The sequence below is a fragment of the Streptococcus sanguinis genome, assembly GCF_020729765.1.
GTDB lineage: Bacteria > Bacillota > Bacilli > Lactobacillales > Streptococcaceae > Streptococcus > Streptococcus sanguinis_Q.
In genome coordinates this window covers 83,376-97,380 of sequence record NZ_JAJEPD010000069.1, presented here as the reverse complement: position 1 = coordinate 97,380, position 14,005 = coordinate 83,376, and the positions used below count along the sequence as shown (strand labels likewise).

The 14,005-nt window shown below is 43.0% G+C and carries 14 protein-coding genes and 1 rRNA gene; 2 read left to right on the top strand and 13 right to left on the bottom strand.

The features are described 5' to 3' along the window. The 4 genes from K4H96_RS09785 to K4H96_RS09770 form a co-directional block, all read right to left on the bottom strand. Positions 1–118, bottom strand: a 16S ribosomal RNA gene (locus K4H96_RS09785); the annotation flags it as partial. Between the two features lie 322 nt (positions 119–440). Then, positions 441–983 carry a ribosome hibernation-promoting factor, HPF/YfiA family gene (gene hpf / locus K4H96_RS09780; RefSeq protein WP_002903257.1) on the bottom strand — a complete coding sequence of 181 codons (543 nt, stop codon included), beginning with the start codon at positions 981–983 and terminating at the stop codon, positions 441–443. Between the two features lie 81 nt (positions 984–1,064). After that, positions 1,065–1,730 (bottom strand): ComF family protein, encoded by a 666-nt coding sequence (locus tag K4H96_RS09775; protein WP_223338048.1) that lies wholly within the window; start codon positions 1,728–1,730, stop codon positions 1,065–1,067. Beyond that, positions 1,727–3,025: a DEAD/DEAH box helicase gene (locus tag K4H96_RS09770; RefSeq protein ID WP_223338047.1), complete on the bottom strand. Its 1,299-nt coding sequence runs from the start codon at positions 3,023–3,025 to the stop codon at positions 1,727–1,729. The genes K4H96_RS09775 and K4H96_RS09770 overlap by 4 nt, the downstream gene beginning before the upstream one ends. Positions 3,026–3,080: 55 nt before the next feature. On the opposite strand from K4H96_RS09770, the gene K4H96_RS09765 reads away from it, so the two are divergent. Both K4H96_RS09765 and cysK read left to right on the top strand, forming a co-directional pair. After that, on the top strand, positions 3,081–3,713 hold the full coding sequence (locus K4H96_RS09765) for a YigZ family protein (protein WP_223338046.1): 633 nt from the start codon (positions 3,081–3,083) through the stop codon (positions 3,711–3,713). Positions 3,714–3,813: 100 nt separating this feature from the next. Continuing rightward, positions 3,814–4,743: a cysteine synthase A gene (gene cysK, locus K4H96_RS09760; RefSeq protein ID WP_002893488.1), complete on the top strand. Its 930-nt coding sequence runs from the start codon at positions 3,814–3,816 to the stop codon at positions 4,741–4,743. A 104-nt stretch (positions 4,744–4,847) separates the two neighbouring features. On the opposite strand, the gene K4H96_RS09755 is transcribed toward cysK, so the two are convergent. The 9 genes from K4H96_RS09755 to fmt all read right to left on the bottom strand — a co-directional run bounded on the left by K4H96_RS09755 (position 4,848) and on the right by fmt (position 13,967). After that, on the bottom strand, positions 4,848–5,210 hold the full coding sequence (locus K4H96_RS09755; protein WP_002901252.1) for a S1 RNA-binding domain-containing protein: 363 nt from the start codon (positions 5,208–5,210) through the stop codon (positions 4,848–4,850). Next, positions 5,210–6,610, bottom strand: coding sequence for a bifunctional Cof-type HAD-IIB family hydrolase/peptidylprolyl isomerase (locus K4H96_RS09750; protein ID WP_223338045.1), 1,401 nt, complete (start codon positions 6,608–6,610; stop codon positions 5,210–5,212). The genes K4H96_RS09755 and K4H96_RS09750 overlap by 1 nt, the downstream gene beginning before the upstream one ends. Before the next feature lie 39 nt (positions 6,611–6,649). After that, positions 6,650–7,282, bottom strand: a complete 633-nt coding sequence (locus K4H96_RS09745; RefSeq protein ID WP_223338044.1) for a response regulator transcription factor — start codon at positions 7,280–7,282, stop codon at positions 6,650–6,652. After that, a complete protein-coding gene (locus tag K4H96_RS09740) occupies positions 7,260–8,279 on the bottom strand; it encodes an envelope stress sensor histidine kinase LiaS (protein ID WP_223338043.1) in 1,020 nt (339 codons plus the stop codon). The genes K4H96_RS09745 and K4H96_RS09740 overlap by 23 nt, the downstream gene beginning before the upstream one ends. After that, positions 8,276–8,971, bottom strand: a complete 696-nt coding sequence (gene liaF / locus K4H96_RS09735) for a cell wall-active antibiotics response protein LiaF (RefSeq protein WP_002893496.1) — start codon at positions 8,969–8,971, stop codon at positions 8,276–8,278. The genes K4H96_RS09740 and liaF overlap by 4 nt, the downstream gene beginning before the upstream one ends. Before the next feature lie 145 nt (positions 8,972–9,116). Further along, complete coding sequence (pknB, locus tag K4H96_RS09730) at positions 9,117–10,970, bottom strand: Stk1 family PASTA domain-containing Ser/Thr kinase (protein WP_223338042.1); 1,854 nt, start codon at positions 10,968–10,970, stop codon at positions 9,117–9,119. After that, the gene (locus K4H96_RS09725) at positions 10,967–11,707 is read right to left on the bottom strand and encodes a Stp1/IreP family PP2C-type Ser/Thr phosphatase (protein WP_002893499.1); all 741 of its coding nucleotides are present in this window, start codon (positions 11,705–11,707) and stop codon (positions 10,967–10,969) included. The genes pknB and K4H96_RS09725 overlap by 4 nt, the downstream gene beginning before the upstream one ends. Positions 11,708–11,725: 18 nt before the next feature. Then, positions 11,726–13,042, bottom strand: coding sequence for a 16S rRNA (cytosine(967)-C(5))-methyltransferase RsmB (rsmB, locus tag K4H96_RS09720; RefSeq protein ID WP_223338041.1), 1,317 nt, complete (start codon positions 13,040–13,042; stop codon positions 11,726–11,728). Continuing rightward, the gene (gene fmt, locus K4H96_RS09715) at positions 13,032–13,967 is read right to left on the bottom strand and encodes a methionyl-tRNA formyltransferase (protein ID WP_223338040.1); all 936 of its coding nucleotides are present in this window, start codon (positions 13,965–13,967) and stop codon (positions 13,032–13,034) included. Before fmt ends, rsmB begins: the two co-directional genes overlap by 11 nt. Between the last annotated feature and the right edge of the window lie 38 nt (positions 13,968–14,005).

The following is a 14,005-nucleotide window of genomic DNA, read 5'->3' as shown; positions in this document are numbered from 1 at the left end:
TTACTCACCCGTTCGCAACTCATCCAAGAAGAGCAAGCTCCTCTCTTCAGCGTTCTACTTGCATGTATTAGGCACGCCGCCAGCGTTCGTCCTGAGCCAGGATCAAACTCTCATTAAAAAGTTTGAGTTCGCACTCATTACTGTCCACTGACAGATTTATTTTCTCGTTTTTTGACAGGTTACATATCTCTATGTCACCCTGCACTTGGTTCGTCTTGTTCAGTTTTCAAAGGGSTTTGTCTTTCGCGACAACTATATTAGTATATCACCTATACCWMCWACCTGTCAATACCTTTTYCCAATTTTTTTAAAAGTTTTATTTTTTTAACTAAGTATAAAGTTAATTCTTTGTAAGTAGGGACTTGTTTATATTACCTGAGAGTATGACTTTCTATAATCTAAAAAGGTTGAGAATCATGCTCTCAACCTTCTGTTCTCATTTATTTGACTTCTAACAGGCCAATATCTCCATCCTCACGACGGTATATAACATTTGTGCTACTGTCCTCTGCATCGGAATAGATAAAGAAATCATGTCCCAATAAATCCATCTGCAGAATCGCTTCTTCCAAGTCCATTGGCTTCAAATCGATGTGTTTTGAACGAACAACTTTTGACGGAACTTCTTCTGCCTCTTCAGCAAAGGAATCTGTGAAAAGCTGGCTTGTAGCAACTTTATTACGATTCTTTCTTTCAATCTTGGTCTTATTTTTGCGGATTTGGCGCTCAATCTTATCTGTAACCAAATCAATTGACCCATACATGTCCTGAGAGATATCTTCTGCACGAAGAGTGATGGAGCCTAGCGGAATTGTCACTTCCACCTTCGCAGTCTTTTCACGGTAAACCTTGAGATTCACACGCGCATCAAGTTCTTGCTCTGCTTGGAAATACTTCTCAATCTTCTCAAGTTTAGAAACTACGTAGTCACGGAGAGCATCTGTTACTTCTAGGTTTTCACCACGGATACTATATTTAAGCATATAAGTACCTTCTTTCTAAACATAAATGTTTTATTTATAATATCATTATAACGCTTTCATTCTTTTTTTGCAAATTTTTTCTTATCTTGCGATTGAAAATGTCAAAATTTCTTTCACTCCTGCTTCCAGCAAGATTTGCTTAGCTAATTGCAAGGTTTTTCCAGTCGTATAGATATCATCAACCAGCAAAATTTTATCTGGCAAATCAACTCCTTTCTTAATTTTAAAAGCCTGCTGCGTCTGCAAACGCTCCTCACGTGTCTTGCTCGACTGTGCTAGAGTGTCTTTTTTCTCTAATATATTTCTATATGACAAGTTTCCAGCATCTAAAATTCCCTGCACTTGATTAAATCCTCGAACTTGAAATTTTTCGTTACTCACTGGAATCGGAACAATGGTATGCTCTCTAAACATTTTGACTGCTTTTTTAGCTACTTTTGCAAATACAAAGCGCAATACATAGTCTCCCTGAAACTTGTATTGACTGAAATAATCCTTCATTGCTTCATTATAGGTAAATAGTGACTGATGCTGGACTTGATTCCCCTCTTTCTCCCATTTTTGACAATCTGTGCATAAATCTGATTGCCCGTTGCGAAAACATTGAGGGCAATGCTCTTCAGATATGCATTCAAATTTTTGATAGCAAGTTGAGCAGCAGCTTGGTCCTTCTTCTTTTAATAGAAAAAGCTGTAAAAAACTACTTTTCTCTTCAATTTGCCCCTTACATAAAAGACACGTTGTCATAATCCCGCCTCCTTATTCATATCTCTCATTTCCCGGATTGCCTTTTCCATAGCAAGGGTAGTCCCATCATGAAAAAATAGCAACTGTCCAGTCGGTCTATCCATACTACGGCCAACTCGGCCTGAAATCTGAACCAGAGCACTACGACTGAACAAACGATGATTGGCTTCCAAGACAAAAACATCCACGCCAGGAAAAGTTACTCCACGCTCTAAGATAGTCGTTGTCACCAAAATAGTGATCTCCTTGCGACGAAACTGCTCGACAATCTCTAGACGATTTTCTGTTGTGGAGGCGACAAAAGCCAGTTTTTCATCAGGCAGAGCTATCTGCAAAGCATGAGCAAAATCCTCTCCTCTTTGAATTTCTGCAGCAAATATTAAGAGAGGAAATTGGGTCTCCCTCTGTTTTTCTATATAGTTCAAAAGTTTAGGTGCTATTTTCTTCTTCTGAAGATGTTTTTGAAAATCAGATAACCAAATTTTCTGAGGGATGGTCAAGGGATTACCATGAAATCTTCTGGGAAGACTCAGGCGTTTCAACTCACCTTTTTGAACTCTTTTATCCAGTTCATCTGTGGAAGTGGCTGTCAGAAAAATAGTTGTAGCATCCTCTTTAACTGAACGCTCTACAGCGTGATACAGTATGGGATTATCCACATAAGGAAAGGCGTCTACCTCGTCCACAATCAACAAATCAAAAGCCCGATAAAATTTTAAGAGCTGATGGGTGGTCGCAATTACTAAGGGGCTGCGAAAATAAGCTTCTGACTCCCCATGCAGAAGAGCTATTTCACAAGAAAAATCTTCTTTAAGGCGCCGATAAAGCTCTAAACAAACATCAATCCGCGGACTGGCCAAGCAAACAGCTCCTCCTCTATCAATAACCCTTGCAAGCACTTGGTAAATCATTTCTGTTTTTCCAGCGCCAGTAACAGCATGCACTAACGTATTCTGTCTTTTCTCTAGCGCATCCAGTAAGCCTTTGGAGACCTTCCCCTGAAACTCTGTCAGTTGCCCCTGCCATTTAAGCACCTGTTTTTTAGGAAAATCCTCTTGAGGAAAATAGTAAAGTTTTTGGTCACTCCGTACCCGGCCCAATATTAAGCATTCTCTACAATAATAAGCTCCAACAGGTAGCTGATTTTCTCGTTCAATCAAGCTGTTGCAGCGTCCGCAGTGGAGCTTGCCTTTTTCTTCTCGGATACTGGGAATTTCTTTTGCTTGTGCTCGCAAGCTAGACTCTAACTGACTCTCTGTAAATATACGTCCTAAACAATCTTGCAACTCTAACATACTTATTTATTCGTAATTTTTTGGCAAAATTCATATTTTCTTGTAAAATATAGTTATGGAATTTAAGACAATTAAAGAAGATGGCATGGTTCAAGAGGAAATTAAAAAATCCCGCTTTATCTGCAATGTAAAACGAGTTTACTCCGAGGAAGAGGCTCGCGCTTTTATCACTGCTATAAAAAAAGAACATTACAAGGCCACTCATAACTGCTCTGCTTTTATCATTGGGGAAAAGAGTGATATAAAGCGAACTAGCGATGATGGTGAGCCCAGCGGAACAGCCGGAGTTCCTATGCTGGGAGTCCTAGAAAAGCACAATTTGACCAATCTTTGCGTGGTGGTTACTCGCTATTTTGGCGGTATTAAGCTAGGAGCCGGCGGTCTGATTCGAGCTTATGCCGGCAGTGTTGCTTTAGCTATTAAGGAGATTGGACTGGTTGAGATAAAAGAACAAGCTGGCCTGCGCCTAAGACTGTCTTACAGCCAATATCAGGATTTTACTAATTTTTTGAAGACAGAAAATCTTGCTGAATACGATACTGAATTTACAGATACCGTCTCCACCCTTCTTTTTGTTGATAAAGGTGAAAGAGAACTGCTCAAAGATAAGCTAACTGAGTTTTTTAAAGGCAAATTAGAAATGATAGATCAAGGACTGCGCCAAGTAGAAGTCCCCTTGACACTTTGACATAAAGAAAAGCTATGGCTCTCATAGCTTTTTTATATTTTACAAAGCTCTTATTTCATTTTATACTAATTCTATTAAATTATATTGAGGTATGTATCCTATGTCACGTATTTATCAAAACATTACAGAACTAATTGGGCAAACCCCCATTGTCAAATTGAACAACTTGGTTCCAGAAGGAGCTGCAGAGGTGTATGTGAAGTTAGAGGCTTTCAATCCTGGTTCTTCTGTCAAAGACCGTATTGCTCTCAGCATGATTGAGGCGGCTGAACGCGATGGCCTTATCAAGCCTGGCGATACTATCGTTGAAGCAACCAGCGGAAATACTGGTATTGGCCTTTCATGGGTCGGAGCAGCCAAAGGCTACAAGGTTGTCATTGTTATGCCTGAAACCATGAGTGTGGAGCGCCGCAAAATTATCCAAGCTTATGGTGCTGAGTTAGTCTTGACTCCAGGTAGCGAAGGAATGAAAGGCGCTATTGCAAAAGCACAAGAAATCGCACAAGAACGAAATGGCTGGCTGCCACTGCAATTTAATAATCCGGCCAATCCAGAGGTTCACGAACGAACTACAGGAGCAGAAATTATCGCTGCTTTCGGTGAAACCGGACTGGATGCCTTTGTAGGCGGTGTCGGAACTGGCGGAACTATTTCCGGTGTATCTCACGCTCTCAAAAAAGTTAATCCGGACATCCAAATCTACGCAGTCGAAGCAGACGAATCTGCTATCCTTTCTGGTGAGAAGCCAGGCCCTCACAAAATCCAAGGACTTTCAGCTGGATTCATTCCAGAGACCTTAGATACAGAAGCCTACAACGGTATTGTCCGCGTAACTTCTGATCAAGCACTGGAATTCGGACGCTATATTGGCGGTCAGGAAGGCTTCTTAGTGGGGATTTCATCTGCTGCTGCTATTTTCGCAGCTATTGAAGTAGCGAAAAAACTAGGAGCTGGCAAGAAAGTCCTTGCTCTGGCTCCTGATAACGGCGAACGTTACCTGTCTACCGCTCTCTACGAATTTGATGCTTAGTATTTTTTGAAAACATGTCCATTTCAACTTAGTACTCAACTATGAATTGAATAGCAATTCTATCCAAGCAAAATATCCTGTTCTCTTATCGAACAGGATATTTTTTAAACTTTTTCTTCTTTTAAGAATTTTTTTGCCTCTTTGATCCAGATAGGCAGCTGTCTGCCTAAAGGCTCAAAACCAATTTTACAGCGGTCGTTTGAAAAGCGGTGGCGTCTAGGGAGGCGGTGCTTTTCTTCTTCCAGGGTTCGCATGGACAGACTGGACTTCCCAGAAAATTCATCATAGTCCACAACCTGTACTAAGACTTGCTGGCCAATCTTTACACTATCATGGATATTTTCAATATAGCCCGGACGAATTTCTGAAATATGAATCAGGCCAATCGTTCCGTTTTCCAGCTCAACAAAAGCTCCATAAGGCTGAATCCCAGTGATTTTGCCTTTTAATTTATCACCGATTTTCATCAGTCTTCTACCTCAATGGTCTCAATCACAACATCTTCCACCGGCTTGTCCATTGCACCCGTCTCAACAGCTGCAATCTTGTCCAAAACTTGGTAAGAGGCTTCATCAGCCAACTGACCAAAGACCGTGTGGCGCCGATCCAAATGCGGTGTTCCTCCCTGACTGGCATAGACTTCAGCAATAGCTTCAGGCCAGCCGCCGCGACTTAATTCCTTAGCTGAATAAGGAAGATTTTTATTTTGAACAATGAAAAATTGACTGCCGTTAGTATTCGGCCCAGCATTTGCCATGGAAAGAGCTCCGCGGATATTGTACAATTCTGGTGAAAACTCATCTTCAAATTTCTCACCATAGATAGACTGACCGCCCATACCGGTACCAGTAGGATCGCCACCCTGAATCATAAAGTCCTGAATAATGCGGTGGAAAATCACACCGTCATAGTATCCATCTTTAGCAAGTCCAATAAAGTTGGCTACTGTTTTTGGTGCCTGTTCTGGAAATAGCTGAATTTTCATGTTCCCATGATTAGTCTTGATAGTCGCTTTTGGACCTTCTGCTGCTGCAAGTTCTACTTGTGGAAAATGTAATTCTTTTTCTACCATACCTAACTCCTCTAAAGCGGCAAAAATACCGTCTTCTTCTACTGTTTTTGTAATATAATCTGCTCTTTTTCGCAGTTCCTCATGGGAAACGCCCATGGCAATGCCAATTCCTGCATAGTCAAACAATTCTAAATCATTGAGTCCGTCGCCAAAAACCATGACATTTTCAGGTTTCAAGCCCAGATGTTCGACAACCTTGGAAACTCCGGCTGCCTTGGAACCTTCTGTCGGTACAACATCTGACGAATGAGGATGCCAGCGAACCAAACGCAGATGCTCCGCTAACGCCTCTGGCAGCTGCAGGCTATCTCCTCTATCTTCAAAGGTCCAAAGCTGATAAATATCCTTGTCTAAATGAAAGTCTGGATTAACGGGCAAATCTGGATAAACCACATCAATGGCCTCTGAAATCAGAGAATTTCGATTGGACAAGGCTGCTCCATGGCTGCCGACCAGACCATAGTCAATCCCTTCCCCCTGAGCCCAAGCAATATAGGAAGTCACTCTATCGGCTGGGATAACCGTCTGAGAAATCACCTTCCCTTTGCTATCTTCGACATAGGCTCCGTTCAGGGTAACGAAAAAGTCTGGTTGCAAAGCTCTCAGCTCCGGCACGACACCAAACATTCCCCGTCCAGACGCAATACCCGTCAAAATCCCTTTGTCCTTCAACTGCTTGAAAACTGTCTGGATAGAGTCTGGGATAAAACCTGTAGCCTTGACTCGCAGGGTATCATCTATATCGAAAAAGACAATTTTTATCTTTTTTGCCTTATACTTTAATTTTGCGTCCATATCTCCCCTTGTCCAATCTTAATCTTTTCTATTATACCATTAAAAGTCTTCTTGTGGGACAAGATGGTGCTGAAAAGCATAAACAACTGCCTGAGTGCGGTCGCTCACCTCCAATTTGGACAGGATATTGGAAACATGAGTCTTAACCGTTTTGAGGGAAATAAAGAGCTCATCCGCAATCCGTTGATTCTCATATCCCTTGGCTAAAAGCCCTAAAATATCACGCTCACGAGCTGTCAAATCCTCGTGAAGTTCAATATGGTTGCGATGATACTCCACTTTCTTACTAACCTCTGTTTCAATGGCAAATTCTCCCTTGGCCACTTTTTTGACGGCACGGAGAATTTCTTCAGCGCTGGAAGTCTTAAGCATGTATCCATGAGCGCCTGCATCCAGAACAGGATAAATTTTTTCATTATCCAGATAAGAAGTCAAAATCAGAATTTTTGCTTCTGGCCACTCTTTTAAAATAGCCATTGTCGCTTCAATCCCATTCGTCTCAGGCATGACGATATCCATGATAATCACATCCGGACGACTTGCCAAAGCTTGCTCAACGCCTTCTTTACCATTGACTGCTTCAGATACTTCTGCTATATCCTCTTGCAGTTCCAGGTAACTTTTCAATCCCAATCTGACCATCTGGTGGTCATCCACTAACAATATCTTCATGATTTTCTCCTTCTAGTAAAGGTATCGTGATTTCAATAGAAAGACCCTTTCTGGGGGCTGTCAAAAGCTTAAAAGTGCCCGCCATATCCCGTACACGGTCTTCCATATTTTTCAAGCCGTAGCTGAGTTCATCCTGAGCCAGCGGATCAAAACCAACGCCATTATCAGATACCTTAATTTTAAGCTCATTAGGTGCCTGATAGAGGTAAATATCCAACCGACTGGCTTGAGCATGCCGCAGTGTGTTGTTGATAATTTCCTGCATGATTCTGAAGACATGCTCCTCCATCTGTTTGGGTAAATGCCCAACCTGATGATTGAAGTGAACATCAATGTCGCTTTTATCAGTCAGCTCCTTGATAATCACATCCATACCTTCGACCAGAGTCTTATTTTCCAACTCTGTAGGTCGTAGGTGGAGCAGGAGAATCCGCAAATCCTTCTGGGCTGTGTCCAGAATATCTGCAATCCCCTTGAGCTGCTTTTGCAGTTTTTGTCCATCGAGCCGTTCTACATTTCCAGCCACTCCTGAAAGAATCATATTGGCTGCAAATAATTCCTGACTGACAGTATCGTGCAAATCACGCGCAATCCGCCGCCGTTCTTTTTCGATAATTTTTTCTTCTGTCTGCAGGGTTTGGTTTTCAGACTTCTGGAGATTCTCTGTCAAACGGTGCAGCCTTCTCTCGAGCTGATGCAGAGAGCGATCCAGCTCAGGCTGATCTGTCGGCTCTACTCTCCGTCCATCCAGCAAATGCCGAAGATTTTTTTGCACATGGGCTACCGATAGATATTGGATTAAGCGGGCTGCTATCACAATCAGAATGGTCAGTGATAAACCGATAATCACAACAAAGAAAACAAAAGACTGCAACAGCTCCAAATCATTAAAGAGCTCCTGCCAAGTGAAATCAAAAATATTAAAAATATAATGAAAAATGATAAATAAGACAAAGAAAGTATAGAGGAGAATGAGAAAATAATTTGATTTCTTCACTTTCTGACAACCTCCACATTTCCTAAGAAGCTGACGAGAACAATCTTCACTGTCTTATTGGCCCGCTTGTAGTCTGGTGTCGTCAGCGAAATGGTTTCATTGCGCAGTTTGCGAGATGGATGATGTAGAAAGTTCAGCTCCCCGTAAAGAGTATTGATTTGCAGCTGAATTTCCACATCCAGCGGCACAATAATCTTGGTATCACCAAAACCCTTTCGAATGACAATGACGTTATCATGGTTGACTAAAATCACATCTTCCAAATGAATGGTGTCTTTCCCAACAATGCGCAAGAGATTGATGTCGTGGAATTGACAGCTGTCCTTAGAAAAATGCTGCAGGTCCCCCAACCAGCGATTCTTTTCACTCTGAATTTCCACATCTTCTTCGTAAACGAGATGGGTTTCTTGATTTTCCTTATAGATATAAGGGTAGGCCACAATCATCCCATAAACCAGCGCGAATAAAAGGGCAGCAATGACGTAGGGATTGAGCATAATAATGAAAAACAGCATAATCATGGAAGCGACCAGCAGAAAATTCCCTTTTTGCTTGCCGAAGTAATAATAGAGCAGCAGCAAAAAAAGGACCAAGATAATGACAACTCGTGAAAAATCAGCTGCCAACATGGTCACCAATGCCATGGATAATAAGACTGTTTCAACAAAGACAAATAATTGAACCTTCCACATAGCCGTTTCCTTTCTCTACCTTCCTATTTTAACAAAATTAAACCAAAAAACCTCCGTCCAAGGCATGAAATGGGGAAATTTGTCCAGCAAAAAAGAAAAAACCATCCGTTTTAAGCTGAAAAACTTAAAATGGATGGTTTATTAATCAACCATCAGATGAGCTGGAACTAGTTCCATGTCCGCTATCTTCAGACGATGAGCTGCTCTTTGAGCTACTGCTAGACGATGAAGATGACGAGCTAGATGACGATGGTGTCGTTGCTTCTGTCACGTAAAGAGTGATTTTTTCATTAGACTTGAGGTCAATTGTCTGACCTGCGGCTGGTGACTGGGAAGTTACCAAATCTGCCTGAGTCGAAGTGACCGAACGGTCAACAACTCGTTCAATTCGAGAAGAAGAAATTCCCATTTGAATCAGGTAAGAACGAGCATTGGCGTAGGTGTACTGCATGCTGCCAAAGTCAGGCATGGACACACTAGTTACTTCTTTGGCCACTGTCAGCTTTATCTTATGATTAGAAGTCAAATCATAGGTCGAGCCAGCTGCCGGTGACTGGCGAATGACTTGACCTGGCTCGTACTCGTCCGATTCCTCCTCAACAATCTCAATCAATTTCTCAGAAACATTATAGTTTGTTTTCAGATTTTCAACTACGGCTGATTTTGCTTGACCGACATAATCTTCCATTACAAAGGTCTTGGGTCCCTTGGAAATAATCAGGTCAATCTTGCTGCCTTCGCGGCGCTGACTGTTGGCCTGTGGATCGGTTTTAATGACTTTACCAGATTCAACATTGTCGCTGTATTCTTCCTTTTCCTCTCCGACAACCAGCTTCTTAGCTTCAATAGCGGAACGAGCCTCTGCTACAGTCTGACCAGAAACATCTGGCACGCTGGTATTGGATGGGCTGTTATAAAGAAGGACGACAAAGGCGGCCAAAACCAATAAGACTGCAAAGAAAAGTACTTTGTAACGCGTTCTCAAACGACGTTTCTTTGGAACTTTCTTAACCGCATCAGCTGTCTCTTCCTTAACTTCAGTCGCTTCCGCTTTAGGCGGAGTTGGCTTAACAGGTGGAACTGCTGGCTGCGGTACAGGTGAGATTTTTGGCAAGGTCTTGGTGTCTGCTTTCGCAACATCATCAAAGACTAATTTCTTTTCATTGCGGCGCTCATAAGATAAGCTACTGGACAAGTCAACATACATCTCTGCAACTGACTGATAACGATCCGTCAGTTTTTTGGCTGTCGCCTTAATGACCACATTTTCCAGGGCTTGAGGCACATTAGGATTTTCAGAAATGATGGATGGCAGCGGCTTTTGGAAATGCTGAAGAGCAATCGTAACGGCACTATCCCCATCATAAGGGATATGACCAGTCAGCATTTCATAAAAAATAATCCCCATCGCATAAATATCACTCTGAACAGTTGCTTTAGAGCCACGTGCCTGCTCAGGCGATAGATAATGAACCGAGCCCAGCATAGAGTTAGTCTGAGTCAGACTTGTCTCTGCAAAGGCCACCGCAATCCCAAAGTCTGTTACCTTGGCATTGCCATCCGGGGTTAAGAGGACATTTTGTGGTTTCAGGTCACGATGGACAATACCGCGTGTATGCGCTAAGCGCATTGCCAGCAAGATTTGTCCCATGATTCTGACTGCTTCTTCATTTGAAATCGGAGAATTCTCTTTGATATAGCGCTTGAGGTCAAGACCTGCCACGTATTCCATAGCCAGATACTGCTGGCCATCTTCTTCCCCAATATCAGTAATCCGAACGATGTGCGGATGGTCCAAGTCAGCCATCGCCTTGGCTTCCCGCTGGAAACGCGCGACAGCGATAGGATCTGTCTGGTAATTGGTTCTAAGAACCTTTACCGCAACTTCCTCACCATCCAAAATCAAGTCCTTGGCCAAATAGACATCTGCCATGCCTCCACGGCCAATCTGCTTGATGATTTTATATCGCCCGGCAAAGATTTTGCCGATTTGAATCATGCCTTATCCTCCTTGTCAAAGCGAACCAGAGCAACTGTGATGTTATCCAGTCCTCCAGCATTGTTGGCAAAGCGAATTAAGGTTTCTGTTTTTTCAGACAGGCTGATGTCGCTGGTGACAATGTCACAAATTTCACTATCTGAAATCATATTGGTCAGACCGTCACTATTAAGCAGAAGGTAGTCACCATCTTCCAAGGTAATCATGCCATAGTCAGGCTGCACTTCGTCTTTTTGACCAATAGACTGGGTAATGATATTCTTCTGCGGATGACGCTCTGCTTCTTCTGGAGTAATCTGTCCAGCTTTCAACAAAGCATTAACAAGCGAGTGATCATTAGTCAGCTGACGGTATTCATCACCACGAATCAAGCCGATACGAGAATCGCCGATATGGGCATAGATGGCTTGATTATCAATGATAGCCAAGGCTTCCAAAGTCGTTCCCATACCCTTGTATTCTTCATCTTGACCAAATTGATGAATGCGCTGATTTTCCTCTTCCAAGTGCTCCGCAAACCATTCACGCACCTGATTCACCGAATCAATCTGTGTATCAACCCATGCAGCTCCTAAGTCTGTCACAGCCATTTCGCTGGCAATGTTTCCAGCTCTGTGGCCGCCCATACCATCTGCCAAGATGATAAGGGTCTTGCCCGCCCGGTTCACAAAAAGATTGGCATAATCTTGGTTATTTGTACGCTTTTGACCAACATCTGTTAATAATGAAATTTCCATACTGTCAGTTTCCTCCTCTTATTCCGATATCTTCCTAAATTGACTGATAAAAAATCCGTCGCTTTCATATAATTCCGGCGTAATCAAGATACAGCCGTCTTTGACGATATCTTTTCTTTCATGGTCTAATAAGACTTGCTCAAAGTTTGGATGACTGGCCAGAAATTTCTCGACAACCTCAAAATTCTCTTTGGCCATAATCGTGCAAGTACTATAAGCTATTATACCACCTTTACGTAGACTTTGACAAACGCTGTCTAGTATATCCAGCTGAATTTTTTGTAAATTCTCAAAATCTGCATTTTCTTTATTATATTTTATATCCGGTTTGCGGCGAATTAAGCCAATACCAGAGCAAGGAGCATCCACCAGGATTTTATCGAAAGCATCTGAGCCAAAAGTCTCAAACACCTTGGTCGCGTCCAGCTTTTTAGTGGTGATTTTATCAGCCAAGCCCAGCCTTTCTGCATTTTCTTCTACGAGCTCTAACTTATGATCGTAGAGGTCCAAGGCTGTAATGTGGCCGCTCGTCAGATACGAAGCCATGTGGACAGTCTTGCCGCCCGGTGCACTGCAGGCATCCAGAATCTGCTCCTCCCCTTCTATGGACAGAGTAGGAGCCACAAGCTGACTAGACTCATCCTGAATCGTAATCGCTCCACTTTCAAAGAGCTGATGCCCAGCAAAATGCCCCTGTTTCTTAACCAAGGCTGACGGAGATAAGAGCGAGTCCTCAGCCCCTAAAAGCTGGCGAAGCTCTACCTTGCGCGACATATCCGTCACGCGAATGCTGGCCTTACTTCGAACAAAAAGACTGGTAAAGATAGCTAGAGCTCTTTCTTCGCCATACTCTTCTATCAAGGCTTTTACCAGCCAGACCGGCAGAGAATACTGGATCGAATAGCGCTTATTTTTGCGCTTGATTGTTTCAAAATCAGTTACACCCTCACGCTCAATCTTACGTAGCAAGGCATTGACAAATTTTTCGCTGCCTCGTTTACGCATTTTCGCAATTTCAACAGCCTCATGAACAACTGCATGCTGAGGGATTTTATCCAGATAGAGCATCTGGTACAGACTGAGCTCAAGCAAAATATAGAGCCAGTTATCCAATTTGTCCCTATCCTCAATCAGATGAGATAAATACCATTCCAGAGTGATTTTTCGAGCAACTGTGCCGTAAACCAGCTCAGTTACCAGACCTTTATCAGCTTGGCTCAGCGGACTTTGACTTAGTGCTCGGTTTAAGGCGATATTGGAATAGGCTCCTTCTTCAAAAACTTCTTCCAAAATTTCCAAGGCCTGCCAACGGGCCGTTTTTTGCTTACTTTCCAAAAGTATCTCCTATGGACAGGCTGCGACCCAGTCCATTCAAAAAATCAACGATAGCCATCTTGGGCTTGCCAGCAGGCTGAACTGTCTTCAGCGAGAGAGCTCCCTGACCAGCTGCGACCACCAGTTCTTTTTTACTAATAGACAATATCTGTCCAGGCTGACCGTCGCCAACCGTCATATCTGCTTCATAAATCTTAAAGCGCTGCCCTTGCAGCAAGGTATGAGCTACTGGCCAAGGATACATGCCACGGATTTGATTGAAAATTTGGCGGTTTGTTTTGCTCCAGTCTATCCGCTCTTCTTCTGGGCTGATATTCGGAGAGAAAGTGACCTGGCTAGGATCCTGCGGCTGAGGGATAATCTGCCCTGCCCTGTAGGCTGGCAGCACATCCAATAACAGATCTCGACCAATAAGCGCCAATTTTTCAAAGAGAGTTCCGACATTGTCAGTCTCTTCAATCGGCGTCTCCTTGCTGGCTATCATGTCTCCAGCATCCATTTCCTTGACCATTTCCATAATTGTAACACCCGCTTGCTCATCGCCGTTGATCAAAGCGTAGTGAATAGGTGCACCACCTCGGTATTTAGGCAACAAGGAGGCATGAACATTAACCGCAAAGTCAACACTGTCTAGCAAGCGGCTAGGTAAAAACTGCCCAAAAGCAGCTGTGACAATACCGTCTGCTTCTAAGTTCATCAACTCCTCTAAATCCGAGCTTTGAGCCAGCTTCTCCGGTTGATAAACTTGCAGCCCGTATTCCAAGGCCAGCTCTTTTACTGGAGTCATGCGAATCTCTCTTTTACGGCCGACGGCCCGGTCCGGCTGCGTCACCACTGCTAACACTTCGTATTGCCCGCTGTCCAGCAGTCCTTTTAAGACAGTCGCTGAGAAGTCCGGTGTTCCCATAAATATTATTTTCATCATTTTCAACTATTAATTCCTTTTTTGTTCCTTCCCTTATT

Excerpts from the sequence above, each read along its gene's own strand:
- K4H96_RS09745 (WP_223338044.1), bottom strand. The coding sequence starts at position 7,282 with ATGAAGATATTGTTAGTGGATGACCACCAGATGGTCAGATTGGGATTG.
- K4H96_RS09750 (WP_223338045.1), bottom strand. The coding sequence starts at position 6,610 with ATGGACGCAAAATTAAAGTATAAGGCAAAAAAGATAAAAATTGTCTTT.
- liaF (WP_002893496.1), bottom strand. The coding sequence starts at position 8,971 with ATGTGGAAGGTTCAATTATTTGTCTTTGTTGAAACAGTCTTATTATCC.
- K4H96_RS09755 (WP_002901252.1), bottom strand. The coding sequence starts at position 5,210 with ATGAAAATCGGTGATAAATTAAAAGGCAAAATCACTGGGATTCAGCCT.
- K4H96_RS09775 (WP_223338048.1), bottom strand. The coding sequence starts at position 1,730 with ATGACAACGTGTCTTTTATGTAAGGGGCAAATTGAAGAGAAAAGTAGT.
- K4H96_RS09770 (WP_223338047.1), bottom strand. The coding sequence starts at position 3,025 with ATGTTAGAGTTGCAAGATTGTTTAGGACGTATATTTACAGAGAGTCAG.
- K4H96_RS09765 (WP_223338046.1), top strand. The coding sequence starts at position 3,081 with ATGGAATTTAAGACAATTAAAGAAGATGGCATGGTTCAAGAGGAAATT.
- pknB (WP_223338042.1), bottom strand. The coding sequence starts at position 10,970 with ATGATTCAAATCGGCAAAATCTTTGCCGGGCGATATAAAATCATCAAG.
- fmt (WP_223338040.1), bottom strand. The coding sequence starts at position 13,967 with ATGATGAAAATAATATTTATGGGAACACCGGACTTCTCAGCGACTGTC.
- hpf (WP_002903257.1), bottom strand. The coding sequence starts at position 983 with ATGCTTAAATATAGTATCCGTGGTGAAAACCTAGAAGTAACAGATGCT.
- K4H96_RS09725 (WP_002893499.1), bottom strand. The coding sequence starts at position 11,707 with ATGGAAATTTCATTATTAACAGATGTTGGTCAAAAGCGTACAAATAAC.
- cysK (WP_002893488.1), top strand. The coding sequence starts at position 3,814 with ATGTCACGTATTTATCAAAACATTACAGAACTAATTGGGCAAACCCCC.